The organism is Cupriavidus sp. 05T42 (assembly GCF_056396345.1).
Genome location: NZ_JBFTLH010000002.1, coordinates 151,675 through 171,523 on the forward strand (window position 1 = coordinate 151,675; position 19,849 = coordinate 171,523).

The window sequence follows — 19,849 nt, forward strand, 5'->3', positions numbered from 1 at the left end:
GGGGTTGGGGTGCGCCGCGGGTTTGTCGCTGGTGCGTTGACAGCAGCCGGCGCGGCGCGATGCGAGGTCACATGATAACCGTCTCCGAGATCACCTGGCGGCGCCCCCCGATTCGAACAGCGTGCCCCACATCTCGTCCACGCGCGCCTTGACGGCGGGATCCATCGAGATGGTCCGGCCCCATTCGCGTGTGGTTTCGCCGGGCCACTTGTCGGTGGCGTCGATGCCCATCTTCGAGCCCAGGCCGGAGACCGGCGAGGCGAAGTCGAGATAGTCGATGGGCGTGTTCTCGACCATCACCGTGTCGCGGCTCGGATCGACCCGGGTGGTGATGGCCCAGATGACCTCCTTCCAGTCGCGCACGTCCACATCGTCATCGACCACGACGATGAACTTCGTATACATGAACTGGCGCAGGAAGCTCCAGACCCCGAACATCACCCGTTTGGCATGGCCGGCGTACTGCTTCTTCATGCGCACCACCGCCATGCGGTAGCTGCACCCCTCGGGCGGCAGGTAGAAGTCGGTGATTTCCGGGAACTGCTTCTGGAGCAGCGGCACGAAGACCTCGTTCAGCGCCACGCCCAGCACGGCGGGCTCATCGGGCGGCTTGCCGGTGTAGGTGGAGTGGTAGATCGGGTCGCGCCGCATGGTGATGCGGTCGATCGTGAAGACCGGGAACCAGTCCTGCTCGTTGTAGTAGCCGGTGTGGTCGCCGTAGGGCCCCTCCAGCGCATGCTGGTAGCCGGACGGGTGGGCCGGATCGGGCTGGATGTGGCCTTCGAGGATGATCTCTGCCGAGGCCGGCACGGACAATTCGGACAAGGTCGGCGTCAGGCAGCCGGCCAGCGCGGTGCGGCTGCCGCGCAGCAGGCCGGCGAACTGGTATTCGGAAAGCGTGTCGGGCACCGGCGTCACGGCACCGAGGATGGTGGCCGGGTCGGCGCCCAGCGCCACGGCGATCGGGAAGGGCTTGCCGGGGTTGGCCAGCGCGTGCTCGCGGAAGTCCAGCGCGCCGCCGCGATGCGCCAGCCAGCGCATGATCACCTGGTTGCGGCTGATGACCTGCTGGCGGTAGATGCCCAGGTTCTGGCGCTTCTTGTGCGGGCCCTTGGTGACCACCAGGCCCCAGGTGATCAGCGGGGCGGCGTCGCCGGGCCAGCAGGTCTGGATCGGCAGGCGGCCCAGGTCCACGTCGTTGCCTTCCCAGACGATCTCCTGGCAGGCCGGGCTGCTCACACGCTTCGGCGCCATGTCCCACACGGACTTGGCCAGCGTGAACAGCTTGCCGGCCTCGCGCAGGCCGCGCGGCGGCTCGGGCTCCTTGAGCGCCGAGAGCACGCGGCCGATGTCGCGCAAGTCCTCGAGTGAGTTCGCGCCCATGCCCATCGCCACCCTGCGTGTCGTGCCGAACAGATTGGCGAGCACCGGCACCTTATAGATAGCGTCATGGCCCGCGCCTGCATCGTTCCGAGATTGCACGCTCGGTTTCTCGAAGAGCACGGCGGGACCTTCCGCGCGCAGCAGGCGGTCGCAAATCTCCGTCATTTCGAGATTGGGCGAGACCGGCGTGGCGATCCGTTTCAGCTCGCCAAGCTGCTCCAGTTGGCCGATGAAATCGCGCAAGTCTTTGTATTGCATAGTGAAATCTGTGAAGGTTGCCGCGCTGCGCCAATCCATGGCGTGCCCTGGCGAGGTGTGTGACGATACACATCAGCGTCAGGCGGTGCAAAAAAATCGTGTCGGAAGCGTACGAGAAATGTAAATTTTTTGCGGTGTAGACCGGTCCTCAAAGGAAGGGTAACCCTAGGCCAGTCCTACGATCCCGAGCCACCGGGTGATGTAGACGCCGCTTAAATAACGCCGTTACATATTTCTAAAAGTAGTGATTTGTACATTCGTTATGCTTGACGGGTTATAAAAGGGTTCCTACAATCCGGTCTGCTCTGTGGGGTGTTGCGCCGCAACATGGCTTGAGGCTTCTGTCAAGAGGCGCTCTTTAAAAAAGCCAGCGTGACCACACCTCCTTTGATCTTGATCGCGATACGTGTAGCAAGCGTGCGCGGCGGGGTCCTCCGGCGGGATGCCGGAGCGTGAGAGTCTTTTAGTGGCAGGGTGCGTTTCCCCAAGAGCGTACCCTGTTTCTCGTTGGGCGCATGGGGAGCGCCCGCCAACAGGTGCTGGACACCCCTGCTAGGTGGCGCAGCATCCTTACTTGAGTACGTTGAGATCGGGCACGCGTGGCAATTGGCACGCGCGCAGCGGGCAGCGGATGGAGGTAAGTATGAGCGGTTGGAAAACCCTTCATCTTCCCGGTGTCGGGCGGGCGTTGCAGGTCCGCTTCAGACAACCGGTTCCCGGTGTGAACCGCGCGCTGCAAATGCGCCTGGCCCACCCGGTGGCAGGTCGCGCCTTGCTGCGCGGCAGCCGTACCACCTTGAAGTACACCCTGAACAGCCTGGGCGTGCTTTCTGTGGCCGCAGCAGTCACCTTGACGGTCAGCCAGCAATGGCGGACGTCGCTCGCTGGCGCGCTGGCGGGCAAGGAAGCACCCACGGTACTGCTCGGCGCCGCCCTGCCGGCTACCACGGCCCATGCCAGCACTGGCGTGCCGCCGGTCTCGGCCGACGTGGCCGCCGCGCGTCTGGCGCATGCCACCAACGGCTTGCCGACGGTGTCTGGCGTGGACGAGTGGAGTGTGTCGGCCGCGGGCAAGGTCCCGTCGGTGGCGCACCTGGCCGCGCAGATCCCGGTGCAGCGCGTGGCGCTGGACGCCCGCAACACGACGGCGCTCGGCTCCGCACGTGAGCAGGCGGCCGTGGCGGACTACATCGCCCGCAAGTACCGCGTGGCGGCGCAGGCCACCGGGCAACTGGTGAAGGCTGCGTACATGACGGGCCGCGAGGTCGGCATCGACCCGCTGCTGATCCTCGGCGTGATCGCCATCGAGTCCAGCTTCAACCCGTACGCCGAAAGCGGCGTGGGTGCGCAGGGCCTGATGCAGGTCATGACCAAGGTCCACCAGGACAAGTACGAAGCCGTGGGCGGCGTGTCCGCCGCACTGAACCCGTACGCCAACATCAAGATCGGCGCGCTGGTGCTGAAGGATTGCATCGCCCGTGCCGGTTCGCTGGAAGGCGGCCTGAAGTACTACGTGGGTGCCGCCACGACCAACACCGATGGCGGCTACGGCGCCAAGGTGCTGGCCGAGCGCGCCCGCCTGCGCCAGTTGCTGGGCCTGCCCGCCAACGACGCGAAGCCGGTCGACGCCAAGCCGACGACGGCCGAAAAGCTGGAAGCGGCCACGGCTACAGCCACGGCGGCCTGATCGCCTGATCGCCAGGCAGCGGAAGTAAAAGAGCACCCCTCGGGGTGCTCTTTTCGTTTGCGCTGTATCTATATAGATGGCGATGGCCGGCCCGGATCCTCAGCGCAGGAAATGGTGGAGCCGCTGCATCGCTTCCTCGATGTTCTCCATGGCCGTTGCGTACGAGATGCGGATGTAGTCGCGCGCCGTATGCGGGCCGAAGTCCGTGCCGGGCACCATCACCACACCGGCGTCATGCAGAATGGCCTGCGTCAGCTTGTCGGCATCGCCCGCATGGGGGTGGTTCACGTGGCGGCAGTCGGCATAGACATAGAAGGCGCCGTCCGGCTTCACCGGCACGCGCAGCCCCAGCGCCTCCAGCGCCGGCACGATGGCGTCACGGCGGCGGCGGAATTCCGCCTTGCGCTCGTCGTAGATCGCCAGCGCCTCGGGCGTGAAGCAGGCCAGCGCCGCGTGCTGCGCCACCGCCGACGCGCAGATGAACAGGTTCTGCGCCACCTTCTCGAAGGCCGGCGCCAGCGCGTCCGGCACCACCAGCCAGCCCAGGCGCCATCCCGTCATATTGAAATACTTCGAGAAGCTGTTCACGGTGACCACGTTGTCGTCCAGCGACAGCGCGGACACCGGCGGGGCATCGTACGACAGGCCCTGATAGATCTCGTCGAGGATGGCGAAGCCGTTGCGGCGGCGGACTTCGGCGAGGATGCCGCGCAGCTCGTCCGGCAGGATCGACGTGCCGGTGGGATTGCTCGGCGACGCCAGCAGCACCCCGCGCGTGTCCGGCCCCCAGTTGGCGGCCACCTGGGCGGCGGTGAGCTGGAAGCGCTCGGCCGGCCCGCTCGGCACCATGCGCGCCCGGCCGTCGAAGGCGGCCACGAAATGACGATTGCAGGGGTAGCTCGGATCGGGCATCAGCACTTCGGCGCCAATCTCTACCAGTACCGCGCAGGCCAGCAGCAGCGCGCCGGAAGCGCCGGCGGTCACGATCACGCGGCGCTCGGGAATATCGATCCCATAGGCGGTCTTGTAGTAGCCAGCGATGGCCTCGCGCAGCGCGTGGATGCCCAGCGCCCCGGTGTACTGCGTCACGCCCCGGCGCATGGCCGCCTCCGCGGCATGCACGACCGGCGCGGCGGCGGTGAAGTCCGGCTCGCCAATCCCCATGTGGATGATGTGGCGCCCGGCCCGTTCGAGTTCGGCGGCCTGCTTGGCCAGTTCCATGACGTGGAAGGCGTCGATATTGGCGAGGCGGGAGGCAGTGGCAAGGCGCTGGAGGTCCATGGCGGTCAGGATGGGCAGAGGGCTGGGGTGGCTTGAGGGTAAGGGTAGGCAGCGCGGCGCGGATCCCAAAGGATCACGCGATGCGCGGAAATATGGCGCCGAAACAAAAACACCCGCCGGGGCGGGTGCTCTGGGCTGGTGCCAGCCAGCAGTGACGGGAGGCTTAGCGGCGCGCAGCGACTTCCGGCGCGCGAACCTGGGCGGCGAGCTTGTCCAGCACGCCATTGACGTACTTGTAGCCTTCCACGCCGCCGAAGGTCTTGGTCAGCTCCACGGCCTCGTTGATGACGACCTTGTAGGGAATGTCCAGACAATGCACGAGTTCGAAGCTGCCAACCAGCAGCGCGGCGCGCTCCACGGGCGACAGTTCGGCCACGGGGCGATCCAGGAACGGTTCGAACGCGGCGGTCAGGCGCGCTTCCTCGCGCACGGCGCCGTTGAGCAGGGCGTCGAAGTGCTCGCTGTCGGCCTTGTTGAAGCCTTGCGCGTCATGCAGGTGGGCCTGAATCGCACCAATATCGTTACGATTCAGCAGCCATTGATAGAGGCCCTGCAGTGCCAGCTCGCGCGACCGGCGGCGCGCGCTCTTCGGCGGGGCCTTGGGCTCGGTGCGGGCCGGCTTGGCGCCGCCCGGCTTGCCGGCGTCGCCGGTGTCGGTGGCGTCACTCATCATGCTTCCTCGTCTTCATCTTCGTCGTTCTGGCCGCTGCGCAGGGAGTCCAGCGCGACTACCAGGTTCGCCATTTCCACGGCGGCGCGGGCGCAGTCGCGGCCCTTCTCGCGCGTGCGGGCGTGCGCCTGCGCGTCGGTATCCACGGTCAGGATGCCGTTGGCGATGGGCACGTTGAAGTCCAGGCCCACGCGCGTGATGCCGGCGCCGGACTCGTTCGAGACCAGCTCGAAGTGGTAGGTCTCGCCGCGCACCACGGCGCCGAGTGCGATCAGCGCGTCGAACTGGCCGCTTTCGGCCATCTTCTGCAGCGCCAGCGAAATTTCCAGCGCGCCGGGCACCGTCACGACCAGCGTGTCTTCGCCTTCGACGCCGAGTTTTTCGAGTTCGGCCACGCAGGCCTCGCGCAGCTCGTCGCAGACGGGCTCGTTGAAGCGACCCTGCACGATGCCGATGCGCAGGCCTTCACCTTCGAGGTTGCTGGGGTAGAAGCCGTGATCCATTGTCAGTTCTCCAATTGTTCGGGGAAGGGTGGCTGGCCGCGCCGGAAGGGCGCTGGCCGCCATCGATATTCGTGAAAATTCGTTCGTCTTAGTCGCAGTTGGCTTCGCCGTGCATCGGCTGGCAGCCGGTCACTTCGAGATCGTAGCCGGTCATGCTCGGCATCTTCTGGGGCGAGCCCAGCACGCGCATCTTGCCCACGCCGAGGTCGCGCAGGATCTGGGCGCCCATGCCGTAGGTGCGCAGGTCCGGCTTGCGGCGCGGACGGTCTTGCGGGGCGTCCAGCGCGGCGAACTGCGAAAACAGCTGCTCGGGCGAATCGCCCACGTTCAGCAGCACCATCACGCCTTGCTCGGCGCCATGCAGCACCTCGAGCGCGGCCGGCAGGCTCCACGAGTGCGTGGTGCGGGCCGATTCCAGCAGGTCGAGTACCGACAGGGGCTCGTGCACGCGCACCAGCGTCTCGGTGTCCGGGCGCGGCTGGCCCTTGACCAGCGCCAGGTGGGCGCGGCCGGTGGGCTTGTCGCGGTAGATCACGCCCTGGAAGGTGCCCCACGGCGTCTGCATGGTGCGCTCGCCCGCGCGCTCGATGATGCTTTCGGTGCGGCTGCGGTAGTGGATCAGGTCGGCGATGGTGCCGATCTTGAGATCGTGCTCGCGCGCGAACTCGACCAGATCCGGCAGGCGCGCCATGGTGCCGTCGTCCTTCATGATCTCGCAGATCACGGCCGCCGGCGTCAGGCCGGCCAGGGCGCCGAGGTCGCAACCGGCTTCGGTATGGCCGGCGCGGATCAGCACGCCGCCGGGCTGCGCCGTCAGCGGGAAGATGTGGCCGGGCTGCACGAGGTCGCTGGCCTTGGCGTCGCGGGCCACGGCAGCCTGCACGGTGCGCGAGCGGTCGGCGGCGGAGATGCCGGTGGTCACGCCTTCGGCTGCCTCGATCGACACCGTGAAATTCGTGCCGTGCACCGTGCCGTTGCGCGACACCATCGGATACAGCTCCAACTGGCGGCAGCGTTCGGCGGTCAGCGTCAGGCAGATCAGGCCGCGCCCGTACTTCGCCATGAAGTTGATGGCTTCCGGCGTGACGAAGTCGGCCGCCAGGACCAGGTCGCCTTCATTTTCGCGGTCTTCCTCGTCAACGAGGATGACCATGCGGCCGGCGCGAATGTCGGCAATGATGTCTTCGGTACGGGCGATAGTCATGGCTGGGGCAACGTCAGGGAATACAGCGGGTGGCAGTAGGCGGGCAGGGCCGGAGGCAGGTGCAACAAAGCCGGCGAAATCAAGCCCGCTATTGTACGCCAAGCGGCCGGGTTCGGTCCCGCCCTAGGCCGGCTCTAATATGGCGCATCAGGCACTTATATGCCGCGGTGTGACGGACGACAGTTACGGACGCGGCTGCCCGCTTATCATGTCACTCACTGGATACGTATCGGGAGCCTGCCGCATGACCTTGCCGCTGATGGGAATTCGTGTCGTTGAGTTCGAGGGGATTGGCCCCGGTCCGCTGGCGGGCCGGATGCTGGCCGACATGGGGGCGGAGGTCATCGTCATCGCGCGCCAGCAGAAAGTGGCCGTGGCGGCGCAACTTGGTGGCGATAAGGAGAGTCCGCTGCGGCGGGGCAAGACCATCGTGCCGCTCGACCTGAAGAACCCGGCGGGGCTGGCGGAAGCGCTCGCGCTGGTGGCCGGCGCCGATGCCTTGATCGAGGGCAACCGCCCCGGCGTGATGGAGCGGCTGGGACTCGGCCCCGCCGACTGCGCCGCGCGCAACCCGCGTCTGGTCTATGGCCGCATGACCGGTTGGGGGCAGGCCGGGCCGCTGGCCCAATCGGCCGGACATGATCTCAACTACGTGGCGCTCACGGGCATGCTGTCGCTGTCCGCGCGGCCCGGCGAGACGCCCGCCATCCCGCCGACCGTGGTGGGCGACGCCGGCGGGGCGCTGGGCCTCGCCTTCGGCATCGCCTGCGCGCTGGTCGATGCGCGCGCCAGCGGCCGGGGGCGCGTGGTGGACGGCGCCATCGTCGACATGGTGGCCATGCTCGGCGGTATCGCGCTATGGGTGCGCAACAACGGCCAGATCGACGGCCCCACGCCAAGCCCCTTCCATCAATCGCCGTTTTACGATGTTTATGCCTGCGCGGACGGTGGGCATATCACCATCGGCGCGCTGGAACCGCAGTTCTACGCGCTGCTGCTCGCCAAACTCGGCATGACCGATGTGGATCCCGCTGCGCAGTACGACCACACGACGTGGCCGGCGCTGAAATCGCGATTCGCCGACTTGTTCCGCAGCCAGCCGCGTGCCCACTGGGATGCGCTGCTCGGCGGCACCGATGTCTGCTACGCGCCCGTGCTGAGCGTGGCGGAAGCGGCCAGGCATCCGCACAACGTGGCGCGCGGCATTTTCATCGAACGCCCGGACGGCACGCTCGACGTGGCCGGGGCGCCGAGGTTCTCGGACGCGTTGCCTTCAGAGCAGTGAGACGGACTCGCCCTGCGAGGCGGACAGCATCCGCTCCACGTACCGCGCGATCAAGTCGATCTCGAGGTTGACGCGCGCGCCAGCCTTGAGTTCGTTCAGCGTGGTCACTTCCACGGTGTGCGGGATCAGGTTGATCGAGAACTCGCAGCCTTCGGCCACGTCGCTGACGCTGTTCACGGTCAGCGAGACGCCGTTCACCACGACGGAACCCTTGTAGGCCAGATAGCGGCCCAGCTCGCGCGGGGCGCGGATGCGCAGCTCGTGCGATTCGCCCACCGGGGCAAAGCGCACGACATCGCCGAGCCCATCGACGTGACCGGACACGAGATGGCCGCCCAGCCGGTCGGCCAGCCGCAGTGCCTTCTCGAGATTGACGCGGCCCGGCTTGTCGAGGCCCACGGTCTTGTCGAGCGATTCTCGGGAAACGTCTACGTCGAACTGGCCGTCCTGCATGGCCACGACGGTCATGCAGGCACCCTGGATGGCGATGCTGTCGCCGATGATCACATCGGTCAGGTCCAGTTCGCCAGCGGCGATGCGCAGGCGTACGCCGGCGTCGGCGTTGCCCAGCGGGGAGACGGTGTCGATGCGGCCAACGGCCGCCACAATGCCAGTAAACATGCTTGCCTCGGAATGCGTAGGGTCTGTCTGTTCAGGGTGATGTCAGTGCTTGCTGTCGCCACGGCGGGCAATCAGCCGGAGATCGTCGCCGATCTGGCGCACCTCGTGCCAATGGAAGTCGACGGCGTCCTCGAGCCGGGCCAGCGGTGGCAGGTTGAACATGCCCTGCGCATCGCCCAGCAGCCGGGGCGCAAGGTAGATCAGCAGCTCGTCGGCGCAGCCCTCGCGGATCAGGGATCCGTTGAGCTTGAAGCCGGCTTCCACATGCAATTCGTTGATGCCGCGCTTGCCCAGTTCCTGCAACATGCGGCGAAGTTCGACCTTGCCGTGCGGATTGGGCAGCACCACCACCTCGGCGCCGCGCGCCTCCAGCGCACGCTGCCGCGCGGCGTCTTCCACGGCGCAGAAGACCAGCACGGGCTTGGCGAAATCCCCGGTGTCGCGGTTCAGGATCTGCGCATCGAGCGACACCTCCAGCCGGGAGTCCACCAGCACGCGCTGCGGCTGGCGCGGCGTGGGAATGGCTCGCACGGTCAGCGCGGGATTGTCGTCCCGCACGGTGCCGATGCCGGTGAGGATGGCACAGGCCCGGGCGCGCCAGGCATGGCCATCGTCGCGCGCGGGTTTGCCGGTGATCCACTGGCTGGTGCCGTCATGCAGCGCGGTGCCGCCATCGAGGGAAGCGGCCACTTTCACGCGCACCCACGGCAGGCCGCGCGTCATGCGCGAGACGAAGCCGATGTTGAGATCGCGCGCTTCTTTTTCCAGCAGGCCGCAGCGTACGTCGATGCCGGCATCGCGCAGCCGTTGCAGGCCGCGCCCGGACACCGCCGGGTTGGGGTCTTCCATGGCGGCCACCACGCGGGCGATGCCCGCACGCACCAGCGCCTCTGCGCACGGCGGCGTGCGGCCGAAGTGGCTGCACGGCTCCAGCGTGACATAGGCGGTGGAGCCGGCGGGATCGTGGCCGCGCGAGAGGGCGTCCTTCATCGCCTGGATCTCGGCATGGTCCTGACCGGCCGGCTGGGTATAGCCCTGCCCGATGATCTCGCCATGCTTCATCAGCACGCAGCCAACGCGCGGGTTGGGCGTGGTGGTGAACATGCCCCGCGCGGCGAGCGCGAGGGCCAGTTCCATGGCGGTATGGTCGGAGTCGGAAAACATGGCGAGGCAGTCTGTGCCGTTAGGTGAGAAAGCAGGGCGATCAGTCGCAGTCGGCATCGGGGCCGGCGCCGCAGATCCGGATGCGCCCCTGGGCGCCGAGCCTGACCTGCCGCTGCGCACCGCGGCATCGCACATGGAACGTGGCCGCGTAGAAACCGCCGCGTTCCGATCGAGAGTATCCCACAGGTGTCAAGCGGAGCGCAGGCGGTCCCTTGGCGCCATCGGTGCCGCGCAGGGTCACGCGCAGGCAGGCGGCGTCCAGCGCCGTCACGGCGATGGGCGGCCCGGTGGTCGCCTGGGGTGCCACCGGTGCGAGCTGCCATCCGCCATCGAGCGTGGTGGCGCCCGGCAAGGGCCCGAGCCGGATTTCGACGCGCCGGTTGGCCGCCGTAGTGCGTGCCATGGCCAGCGATGCCGCCAGCCGGTCTGCGGCGTAGGTCACGGTGTGCTCGGCCAGCATGTGGCGCAGGGCGGGCAGGGCGATGGCCGCGAGGATGGCGGCAACGGCCAGCGAGATCAGGAGTTCGGTCAGCGTCATGCCGCTGCACCGGCGGACATGCGCGATTGCAGCCTGTTGCATTTCAGCATCCTTCGGGGGTTCGAGCGGGCGGATTCGCCGCGGTGAGCAGGGAAAGCCACTCGCCCGTGCTCCGCAGCACGAGAGTGCCGCAGCGCGTATCGACAAAAGTGGGCGTGGCGCGGACTTCGACGCAGCGGGACAGGTCAAGTCCGGCGCAACTGGTGGCCGTCAGCCAGTGCCGGACCGGGGCGGGCGGCGCGGGCACGGGGCGGGGCCAATGGCCGGCCGGGGCGGTTGCGTCTAGGGCGCTCGCAAACGTCGACGCGCTGAGGGCATGCCGCTCGAGCGCCAGCATCGCGGTGACCGCTTCGGCACGTGCCTGCATGCGCCACGCCCGGTGGAAATGCTGCCGCCATGCCGGTAGCGCCATGGCGGCGAGGATCACGACGATCATCAGGGTGATCATCAACTCGACGAGGCTGAAGCCGCTGCTTTGGGTGCGCGGCAGGCAGGGTCGGTGCGTCATGGCGATGCTCATAGCGGTGTCCGGATCAGTTCGCGCCAGCCCAGCCGACCGCGCCGGCGTGTCAGGTAGGCGTGTTGTTGCAGGTAGGCGCCGTCGCCATCGACCTGCCACAGGGCAAGGGAATGGACATCGCGCCGGGAGATGCCGGGCGCCGGAGTGGCACCTTCGATGACCGGGGAGAGGCTGACGAACGGACCACCGAAGGCCGGATCGAACGGCAACCCTGTGATGGCGGCGCCGGGTTTGCCATCGGCCTGCAGGACGGTGACCGACTCCCCGGTAGCGGCGTCGATCAGGTAGCTCCGTGCACGGCCATCGGGTGCCAGCGTGGTGAAGGAGAGATGGGCAGGGCTGGCGGCGTCCAGTGTCTCGATCTGTTCGCCCGGATGGGGTAGCGCGAGCGTCCATCCTGTCGTGCCGGGGGGGTCCGACGAGGGGACGGCACGCAGCACCACGCCGTTACCGCTCGGGATTGCGCGGATCTGGCGTGGGTTGGCTGGCTTTTCGGTGTGGTCCGGAATGGCGGACACGGCGTTGCCGGTGCCGTAGACAATAAGCGGGGTAGCACCGGTGTACGTGATCACGGGTGGTTCGACACTGCCACGTCTGCTGGCGGTCTGGCGATGCAGGCATGTTGCGGGTGGCGTATCGGCGCCAAGGGCGTCGAGGGGGAACCGCCAGAGGCGGCCTACATCGTCGATGGCGTAGGCGGCGCGGGCGGCGCCACTGGCATCGCTCCGCACCGTGACGGCGAGGAGTTGCGTGGTGGCCGTCTTGCTGTCGCAGCCTTGTTCAGGTAGCGGCAGTCGCGGAACACGGCCGGTGGTCGCCCAGGCGCCTGCCGGCCGGTCCAGCGGAAGCAGCGCCAAGGCCGCCCGTGCACCCGCCGGCGTGCCCGGCGCGAGGATGCCGACGGCGAACCAGCGCCGCTCGTTGTCGACCCTGAGCATGGCGGCGCGTAGCGGGCCGTTGCCGGTCAGCGGCAAGGCGTCGCTTCCCGTCACTTCCCAGATCAGTTGGATGGGTGTGTCGGCGTCCGGAGTGGATACGTCGAGGACGAATGCGGTGCCGGGCGTGCGCGCCGTAGCGGGTGTGGCGCAAAGGAGAAGGGTGCGCCAGCGGCCGTTTGGGTCAGCATCCACGCTATGGGGCCTTGGGCACGGCGGGGCCGGCACCCGCGTGCCCACGGCGGTTAGGGCGGCGGCTTCGGCCAGTGCGGCGCGCGGTAGGTAGCCGGTGCGTTCCCGTCCCGTCATCGCGTCGAAGCTGTGCAGGATGCCATCGCGCGTGCCCAGCCAGACGGTGGTTGGCCGCAGTGCGTGTGCGTTGCGGAAGGCGGTGTGGCCTGGTTGCATGGGCTGCCACGCGGGCGGCGCCACCACGTGCACGCGCGCGCCGGTGGCGCTGGCAAGCCGGGTGTCGCGTGGGCGCATGGGTGGGATAAGGCGGTTGCCACGCAGCCAGGAGAGCCGGTCTGGGCCTTGGATGTCGGGTTGTCCGGTGGTGGGATCGATGTTGAGGCTGTGCTTGGCCTCGGCATGGATGGCCTGCCACCGCAGCGGTGTCAGCCGCGTTCCGCCCAGATAGAGGCGACGCGTGTCCGTGGCGCGTTGGTCCAGTAAATCGCCCGCTTCCCAGAGGTCCAGTACCCCACGCCGGTTGGCATCGGCGGTGGTGCGGAAGCCGATGGCATGGAGGCGGCCCGTCCAAGGATAGGCGGCAGGTGCCACGCGGTAGCCCATCGGCAAATGGCCGGCCTCGCTGGCAACGGCGCTGGCGCACAGCCCTAGCACCATCGCCACGCACCCCATGACAAGGCGGATCATGGCTGGAACTCCGTCTGCAGCAGGACGCGCACGGACGGATCGCGGCCAAGACCGAGCGCGGTAATGCGGAAGCGCGGCCACTGCGCCGTGCCGGCCAGTGTCTGGAGGGTCTGGTGGTGGTCGAGGACTTCGATGAGGTAGCGGGGCGGATGCGTCGCCCCGGCCACGCCTTCGGGCAGATCGGGCAGGCGCGCCCCGGTGAACGCACCAATCGATAGCGCCGGGACGCTCTCGGGTGGGCTGCCCTCGATCCATGGCCACCAGGCCGGCTGGCCGGTGCCCGTTCGACAGATGGCGCGCTGGGCCTCCACGCCGCAATGGCCCGGGTCCGGCCACGACGCCAGCCGAGCATGCGGCGACGCGGCAGCCGCAAGCAGATCCGCCTCCGCATCGAGCAAGGCCGCCTCCGCCGCGCGGAACGCGATCTCGCGGTCCAGTTGCAGCCCTGCCAGTTGACGGCCGGCGTGGAGGAAGTGCATCGCTGCGGCGCAGACGCTGGCCGTGAGCACCAGCATCGTCGTGACGAAAGCGAGAACGGCGATGCCATCCTGCGTGCGGCGGGTCAGCATAGGGCCTCCAGGCAGGGCGAAGGGTTGCGCAGGCGGAAGGTGGTGGTGAAGACGCGCCGACGGACCGCATGCCGGGTCGCAGGGGGGAACGACAAGTCCTCGTCGGCGTCGCCATGGGTCAGAGCGGGCAGCAGGGTCAGCGGCTCTGGCCGGGTCGTCTGCCCGGTAGCGCGGTCGCCCCGGATCACCAGTGCGATCTGCACCGTGCGCACGCGATGCCAGCCGGCATCGCCCTGCGCCCGGATGTCGCGGGCGCGGAGATAGGTGTCCGCCTCGCCGTCGCCATCCCGGTCGACGCCATAGCGCAGCTGCATGGCCTCCACGCCACGGACGAGCGTCCCCGAGGTGTAAGTGACGGCTTGCATCTGGCGCCCCTGCCGGCGCGGATAGCGGCACAGCAACTGCGGCACGCCATCACTGCCGAGGCCGATGTACAGCAGGTTCATCGCGGCGTGATGCGAGGTGGGCACGCCATCGACCGGTTGGGCGGTTGCCGCCAGCGCATGCCCGCCACAGTCGGTCATGGTGCCGTCGGGCCGCGTGGTCGCATCGCCGCTGCTGCTGCCGGAGAAGCGCAGGCGCAGGGCATCGCTCTGATGCCGGCCCCGGGTGCCGCACGGGGCAGATAGATCGACGGCGGGCTGGCCGCAGTCGTCGTGGCCCTCGAGCGGCGCGGTTGGCGCCGGATGCCCTGGGGTGAGCGAGGCCCGACCGGGAATCCAGCCCGCCTGACGCACCAGTTGAGCGACGATGCCCAGCGCCCGATGGCCGCGCTCCGCCATCATCACGCTGTCCGCGACGTTGGCGTATGCCTGCCGGACGACTTGGAACGTGGTGATGGCCAGTACGGATGCCAGCAGCCCGAGCACCATCCCCACCATCATCCCGGTGAGCGTGAACCCACGCTGGCGAGGGCGACGCGTCATGGCGCTACCCATAGCGCCACGTGGGCGGGAGGTGCCGTCATGCCGGGCGAGGCGTCCGCCGTAATGCGGACCGGCCCGGCCAGCACAATGCGCGCACCGGGCGCGCAGAGCGGCCGAGCGCCGGCCTCGACGCCGAGCGCGCCACACAGCTGCGCGTGGCGCCCGCCGGGCGGCACCATCGAACCGGCACCGGCCGTTTCGGCGAACTCCGACGCCCACTGCGTGGTCTGCGCCAGACTCTCCTGCTCACCCGCCAGCCGGAGCCACAAGGGGCCGAGCACAGCGAGCGGCATGGCGCCAATGCCGATGACGGCAAGGCAGATCAGTGATTCAAGGAGGATGTAGCCGCGAGAGCGCCGCTCAGGGCGGCTGGAAGGGGAGGGTGGAGCAAGGGACATGGCGCATCGGTTCGAACAGAACGGATGTCCACGATAGCCTCGGGCGAGGCCCTAAAACGTGTCCGGATGTGGAGGTTTTGTGGAAGTTTGTGTCCGAGGCCGACTCGGACGGTTCCCTTGCAGGATCAGGGCAGCACGCAGCTCGTTTCGCGGTTGGGATCGCATACGCGCGCGCGTCCCAGAAGGCTGACTTCGACGACACGCTTTGCATCACCGATCTGGAAGCCGGCGCTCATCGACATTTGGCTTTTTGTCGTCGTCTGCGAATACCCGACCGGAGAAAAGGAGATCGAAGCAAGCCCTGTGGGAAAGGTAGAGGTCGTCACCACGACATCGGACGGTGGCTTGTCGTATTGCGCAATGAGATTCTCGGTCCCCTCTTCGTAGGTGCCATTGGGGGTGAGACCTTCGGAGAAAACTTGCCACCCATTCTTCCAGTCGTTCCCGATCGGTGCCACGGTCACATAGCTATTGGTCGTGGCCGCGATGGATCGTGCCTTCGAAACCGCCGTGTTGAAGCTGTCTGCCACGGTCAACACGCGATGATTGCGCATGAACGTGGTCATGCTAGGCACCGCAAAGCCCACCAGAATCACGCCGACGGCCATCGTCGTGATCAGTTCTATAAGCGTGAAGCCTTGTTGTGGCTGGACGGCTCGTTTGTCGACGCGCATGGGGATCACCAGCAATTGGGAGTGTTGACTTCTTGGCCGTTCAGCATGTTGTTCTTGACGCCTGTGCTCTTGATCGTCAGAACGCCGCAGGTGGCATCGGCCCGCTTGGGTGTCGCACGCAACTCCACGCACTGGCCGCTGTTGCAATCGAACGCGGCGATCGTGTAGTTGCCGCTGGTCGCATTGTCGCCGGAGTACGCCTTGTAGCCGGTCCAAGGCGTCGTCGTACCCGCTGCATAGTAGGTGTTGACTTGCGAAAAGTGCCGCTCGAACAACTGCATGTTCTCCATCAGTGCCGCCTTGGCCTCGGTGCGCCGACCTTTCAGGATGAATTCCTGATAGGAGGGGTAGGCGAATGCACTGAGGATGCCGATGATGGCCACGGTGACCATCACCTCGGCTAGCGTGAAGCCGCGCGGCCACTTGCGGAGTCTATATGTCATGGCTGTCCTGGATGTCAGTTCGTTATCGTGAAATTGCGGATTTCCTTCCATCCCTTGCGCATAACGCGCTTGTCGGTCGCGTTGGTGCTGGTTGTGGTCAGCGTGCCCGCGGAGCCGAAGCCCAGTACCTGCGTCGTCGTGGATTGCACCCCACCTCCAGCGCCGGTACGGTCAGTCTTCGACACATTGATGACGATGATCGACGGCGCGCCAAGCAGGCCGACGGAGGACAACATGCCCGAGATGCCATTGGTAGGCAGGCCGGTCAGTGGGTTCAGGGCATAGCTCCGGCTACCGCCGGCGGTGCCGCATGTACCGGTGGCCGTGTAGATCGAGTTGAAGAAGATCATGCCGCTTGCGACGGCGGCGGATGTGACCTGCCGCTCGGTGCTATCGAGGAAATCGAGCACCCAGCCAGGTTTGCGCCCGCCCGTGTAGCCCGGATATGCAGCCGTGCCAGTAATGGAGATGGACTGCCCCCCCGAGGTATAGGCCGAGGACAACTGGCTTAACTGGCTCCGGCCGCCGCTCACATAGTCGGTGCCACCGCCGTCATAAATGCCGTAGAAGGAGTTGGTCTGCGTCGGGGTGGTACTCGTATCGGCCAGTTCGTAGTACTTGCCGGTGCCAAACAGGACCATGAAGCCACCCGGGGCGTACACCACCTCTGGCTGCATCGTGATTGGCTGGCGATTGCCGTTGCGGTCGGTTGCCACGAACAGCGGCTTGCCCGGCGTGCCGCCGTACGGCGGCAGTGCGCCGTCGCTGCCGGCGTTCCACGTGGAGGGCAGGCCGGAGACGTTGAACTTCCACAGATTGCCCTGCAGGTCGCCCGCATAGATGGCCAGGCCGATTCCGCTTGTGGAAGTGGTCACGGCTGGCGTGCTCAGGCCGTTTGCGGTGACATAGGGCGGCGTGGCCGAAGGCGACGGGGTGACGATCTTCCAATAATTGTTGTTCAGCGACCACGCTTCGCTGGGCGACTTGTCCAGCGAGAGGAGGAACAGCGCGCCCGGCGCCCGGTCGTTGGCGTAGCCATCGGCCTGATTGCTGTTCAGGCCGTTCCCGACAATGGCGAACCACTTGTACACGGGCACATTGTTGGTGTCCTTGCCGACAAGCATCTTGGCGATCACCGGGCGGCCCATGACGTTGCCCATGTCGGCGTCGTCCTTGTCCGTGAACTCCCACATGACATTCGATGCACCGAAAACGCTGCCTCGGCTACCGGTCGGGTCGGTTACATCCAGGGCGTACACCCCCTGCGCGCCGCCGCCCATGCCGCCCACCAGCACCGTTTTCCAGTTGCTGCCGATCTGGACTTCCGAAGTGACTGGCGTGGCATCGACATAGGCGCGATGCGAGTAGGTGGCGCCGGTCAGCTGGTTGAGCTTGCTGACGACTGCCGCCGGGACGTAGGCGAATACTTCGTCGCCAGTATTGGCATTGAAGCCGTGCAGCATGCCGTCGTTGGCGCCGACATAGACCATCGGCGTCCGGGTTGCGTAGTTCGTGGCGAATGCGGCGTAGCCGGCGCCGCTGCGGGTGGTGGAGGGCAGACCGACGAACGTCGGGCCGGAGTTGATGATGTCACCGAACACCGTCTTGCGTGCCCGGAACAGCCCGCCATTGCCCTGGCTGTCGGCTTCGTTGCTGCGATCTCCCCGCAGGTACTCCACGCGTTGCTGGCCCAGCCCGTCGCTGCTGCTCGTGCCCGGGTTGATGTTCAGTGCATCCTGCTGTGCCTTGCCGAGGTTGGCCCAGCTGAATGCGGCGCCCGTCCCTGTGGCGCCGCTCAAGGTGAAGATGGAACGCGTCGAATAGGTCCGGGCCGCGAGGCGCGAACCGGCCTCCCAGGCTGCCGTGGACGAGATCGAGACGGAACCGTCGCTATTTTTGAGTAGCGGGTAGGCGCTGAGCTTACCGTTCCATTGCTGATCAAAGCCCGGCGTGTAGACAAATTCGTTCTGGATGATCCGGGTGTTGCTCAGTGCCACGCCGGAGAGCGTGCCGGCTGCGGTCGTGATCTGCGTGAAGATTTGCTTGATCGCGCTGATCATCTGCGCCGGCTGGCTGGCGAGGAACCAGTTGGACGGGATGTTGGAGCCAATAGGGGCCGCCTCCCACTCCGTGTTGTTGGTCACCACGGCGCCGCCGGAACCCAGCGTCTTGAACGGGTTGCCGTCCTTGTTGCCGCCATCGTTGGTCTCTTCCTTGAAGCCGCCGTACTTGGCTGCGAGGAAGATTTGGCTTTGCCGCTGGCTGTCGCCGACCGTGCCGTTGCCGTTTTCGTTCACGTCGATACCGAAGGTGGTGACGCGAGCCTCGGGCATGGTTGGCCGGAATGCCGAGGTATGCGCCCAGTAGGCAATGCCGGCAAGGTAGTACGACGACTTAGAGGACGTGGGGTGGTTCTTTGTGCCGAGGCTCAGGAATGACGAGCCGAGCGGATTCGAGTTCCCGGCGGCGGGTGTGTTCGTCTCGAGCGCGCCGACCTTGTTGGTCCAATCCACCACGTCGAATTTGCTCCAGGAATCCTTCGCACGGGCCGGGTCGCCCTGGTTGGCGATGGTATTGCCGGGAATGTAGTGATCCTGGTGGGTGTTGATATCGCCAATCGTCAGCACGTAGTTGCGCTGACAACTGTTCAGCAGGGGGTCGGTGTCCCAACTTGTGTACACGGGAAAATTGTCCGTGTAGGCCGTGGTGAGATTGTTCACGGCTTCGGGAGTCGGGCCATCGGGGTGGAACTGCAGGTAGCGAATGCTCTCGTAGTAAAGCTCGCTCAGTGGATCGTACGTCTTGTATCTGCCTACCGGATTGTCGGTGGGTCCGCCGAGGTCGGTCACCATTGTGCGGCCGAACTTGTTCAGGTAATTGATCACGCCGCTATTGGCGTTGGTGGTCAGGTTGAGCGGGTTGTTCAGCAGCACCCCGTACGCATCCCATTCCTTGGCCGGGTTCGTGATCGTATTCAGCGAGGTATTTACTGCGTTGTCGCCCACATACTTCATCGGCGCCCGCAGTACACCGCCGTAACGCTCGTTCTGGGTCTTGCTTGTATCGTTGGTGGCATCGTTCAGGTAGCCGAAGGCCGCGAACCGCACGCGGTCGGCATTGCGCTGCATCTCGCCCACGGGCTTGTAGTTGGTGCCGTCGTAGCTGTAGCAGAGGTCCGTACGGCTGGTAGCTTCGCTGCTGTCGCAGACCTGCACCTGAACGCGGAAGCCGCGCCGTTCCGTCACCGTGCCGCGGCTGTTGGTCACGTCGGCGTACTTGCGCAAACTGGTACACGAGGCGGAGGAGTCGTCCGCGTCCGAGAAGTAAATATGGTTGCCGCAGGACGCCATGTACAACGTGGTGTACTTGAACGGCGTCACCTTGCTCGGCGCGCTGTTCGTGCCGCTGCCGTTGATGCTCTTGAGCGGGAAGTAAGACGAGCTCTTGAAGAAGTCGGCTTGCAGCAGGGCGCGTTGCAGGACAGTTTGCGTGCGCGTGTCGACCACGCGGTCGCCGCCGGTCATGGCGAGGCGCAGCTCGTCAATGGCGGACGAGGCCGCCCAGTTCATGAAGTTGCCGCTGAAATCGCCGGAGCACTCGTGGGTGTCGGTGGTAGCGTTTCCGGAGATCGTGAAGTAGCCAGACGTGGCGTTATAGGCGTAGCACTTCGTGTTGTTGAAGTAGCCGAGGTAGCCGGTAGCCTTGTTGTAGGTGCCCCGGTATGCGGCGCCGGTGGTGGGGAATTCCACCGACAAAGTCAGCATCAGGTTCGGATGGATGTTCTGCGACTGGCCGTAGAGCGGCGTGGTCGAGATCGAAACCGTCGGCACGGTGGTCGGCGCGGCGCAGAGCGCAACACTCCAGAGCATGGTGCACAGCGGCAGCAGGCGGCGGAAGAGGTTCATGGAATT

At 66.5% G+C, this 19,849-nt stretch carries 18 protein-coding genes; 2 read left to right on the top strand and 16 right to left on the bottom strand.

Going from position 1 to position 19,849, the window contains the following annotated elements; all coding sequences use genetic code 11:
- Positions 1 to 90 precede the first annotated feature (90 nt).
- The gene (gene ubiD / locus AC1EJR_RS02760; RefSeq protein WP_477112827.1) at positions 91 to 1,641 is read right to left on the bottom strand and encodes a 4-hydroxy-3-polyprenylbenzoate decarboxylase; all 1,551 of its coding nucleotides are present in this window, start codon (positions 1,639 to 1,641) and stop codon (positions 91 to 93) included.
- 643 nt (positions 1,642 to 2,284) lie between these two features.
- Between ubiD and AC1EJR_RS02765 the strand changes: the two genes are divergently transcribed.
- Positions 2,285 to 3,328, top strand: coding sequence for a transglycosylase SLT domain-containing protein (locus tag AC1EJR_RS02765; protein WP_454757251.1), 1,044 nt, complete (start codon positions 2,285 to 2,287; stop codon positions 3,326 to 3,328).
- 99 nt (positions 3,329 to 3,427) lie between these two features.
- Here the strand turns inward: AC1EJR_RS02765 and AC1EJR_RS02770 are convergent, their stop codons facing one another.
- The 4 genes from AC1EJR_RS02770 to ribBA form a co-directional block, all read right to left on the bottom strand.
- Positions 3,428 to 4,609 carry a pyridoxal phosphate-dependent aminotransferase gene (locus AC1EJR_RS02770; protein ID WP_477146867.1) on the bottom strand — a complete coding sequence of 394 codons (1,182 nt, stop codon included), beginning with the start codon at positions 4,607 to 4,609 and terminating at the stop codon, positions 3,428 to 3,430.
- 163 nt (positions 4,610 to 4,772) lie between these two features.
- Positions 4,773 to 5,279 carry a transcription antitermination factor NusB gene (nusB, locus tag AC1EJR_RS02775; RefSeq protein WP_092290545.1) on the bottom strand — a complete coding sequence of 169 codons (507 nt, stop codon included), beginning with the start codon at positions 5,277 to 5,279 and terminating at the stop codon, positions 4,773 to 4,775.
- On the bottom strand, positions 5,279 to 5,782 hold the full coding sequence (gene ribH, locus AC1EJR_RS02780; RefSeq protein ID WP_092290543.1) for a 6,7-dimethyl-8-ribityllumazine synthase: 504 nt from the start codon (positions 5,780 to 5,782) through the stop codon (positions 5,279 to 5,281). Before ribH ends, nusB begins: the two co-directional genes overlap by 1 nt.
- 88 nt (positions 5,783 to 5,870) lie before the next feature.
- The gene (gene ribBA, locus AC1EJR_RS02785) at positions 5,871 to 6,986 is read right to left on the bottom strand and encodes a bifunctional 3,4-dihydroxy-2-butanone-4-phosphate synthase/GTP cyclohydrolase II (RefSeq protein WP_092290541.1); all 1,116 of its coding nucleotides are present in this window, start codon (positions 6,984 to 6,986) and stop codon (positions 5,871 to 5,873) included.
- 244 nt (positions 6,987 to 7,230) lie between these two features.
- Between ribBA and AC1EJR_RS02790 the strand changes: the two genes are divergently transcribed.
- Positions 7,231 to 8,271 carry a CaiB/BaiF CoA transferase family protein gene (locus AC1EJR_RS02790; RefSeq protein ID WP_441590635.1) on the top strand — a complete coding sequence of 347 codons (1,041 nt, stop codon included), beginning with the start codon at positions 7,231 to 7,233 and terminating at the stop codon, positions 8,269 to 8,271.
- Here the strand turns inward: AC1EJR_RS02790 and AC1EJR_RS02795 are convergent.
- The 11 genes from AC1EJR_RS02795 to AC1EJR_RS02845 form a co-directional block, all read right to left on the bottom strand.
- Positions 8,260 to 8,892 (bottom strand): riboflavin synthase, encoded by a 633-nt coding sequence (locus AC1EJR_RS02795; RefSeq protein ID WP_092290537.1) that lies wholly within the window; start codon positions 8,890 to 8,892, stop codon positions 8,260 to 8,262. The two genes, AC1EJR_RS02790 and AC1EJR_RS02795, sit on opposite strands and share 12 nt — an antisense overlap.
- Before the next feature lie 42 nt (positions 8,893 to 8,934).
- Complete coding sequence (ribD, locus tag AC1EJR_RS02800) at positions 8,935 to 10,056, bottom strand: bifunctional diaminohydroxyphosphoribosylaminopyrimidine deaminase/5-amino-6-(5-phosphoribosylamino)uracil reductase RibD (RefSeq protein ID WP_092290535.1); 1,122 nt, start codon at positions 10,054 to 10,056, stop codon at positions 8,935 to 8,937.
- A gap of 40 nt (positions 10,057 to 10,096) precedes the next feature.
- Positions 10,097 to 10,636 carry a GspH/FimT family pseudopilin gene (locus tag AC1EJR_RS02805; RefSeq protein ID WP_441590633.1) on the bottom strand — a complete coding sequence of 180 codons (540 nt, stop codon included), beginning with the start codon at positions 10,634 to 10,636 and terminating at the stop codon, positions 10,097 to 10,099.
- 1 nt (position 10,637) lies between these two features.
- Complete coding sequence (locus AC1EJR_RS02810; RefSeq protein WP_441645198.1) at positions 10,638 to 11,114, bottom strand: type IV pilin protein; 477 nt, start codon at positions 11,112 to 11,114, stop codon at positions 10,638 to 10,640.
- Positions 11,111 to 12,928, bottom strand: a complete 1,818-nt coding sequence (locus AC1EJR_RS02815) for a pilus assembly protein (protein WP_477112830.1) — start codon at positions 12,926 to 12,928, stop codon at positions 11,111 to 11,113. Before AC1EJR_RS02815 ends, AC1EJR_RS02810 begins: the two co-directional genes overlap by 4 nt.
- On the bottom strand, positions 12,925 to 13,497 hold the full coding sequence (locus AC1EJR_RS02820; protein WP_441590628.1) for a pilus assembly protein: 573 nt from the start codon (positions 13,495 to 13,497) through the stop codon (positions 12,925 to 12,927). The genes AC1EJR_RS02815 and AC1EJR_RS02820 overlap by 4 nt, the downstream gene beginning before the upstream one ends.
- Complete coding sequence (locus tag AC1EJR_RS02825) at positions 13,491 to 14,423, bottom strand: PilW family protein (protein WP_477106370.1); 933 nt, start codon at positions 14,421 to 14,423, stop codon at positions 13,491 to 13,493. The genes AC1EJR_RS02820 and AC1EJR_RS02825 overlap by 7 nt, the downstream gene beginning before the upstream one ends.
- Entirely contained in the window at positions 14,420 to 14,716 is a 297-nt protein-coding gene (locus AC1EJR_RS02830) for a hypothetical protein (protein WP_477112831.1), read from the bottom strand. Before AC1EJR_RS02830 ends, AC1EJR_RS02825 begins: the two co-directional genes overlap by 4 nt.
- 230 nt (positions 14,717 to 14,946) lie before the next feature.
- Positions 14,947 to 15,495 (bottom strand): GspH/FimT family pseudopilin, encoded by a 549-nt coding sequence (locus AC1EJR_RS02835; protein WP_441645832.1) that lies wholly within the window; start codon positions 15,493 to 15,495, stop codon positions 14,947 to 14,949.
- A gap of 5 nt (positions 15,496 to 15,500) precedes the next feature.
- Positions 15,501 to 15,938 (bottom strand): type IV pilin protein, encoded by a 438-nt coding sequence (locus AC1EJR_RS02840; RefSeq protein WP_441645833.1) that lies wholly within the window; start codon positions 15,936 to 15,938, stop codon positions 15,501 to 15,503.
- A gap of 14 nt (positions 15,939 to 15,952) precedes the next feature.
- Positions 15,953 to 19,843, bottom strand: coding sequence for a pilus assembly protein (locus AC1EJR_RS02845; protein ID WP_477109813.1), 3,891 nt, complete (start codon positions 19,841 to 19,843; stop codon positions 15,953 to 15,955).
- Positions 19,844 to 19,849 lie beyond the last annotated feature (6 nt).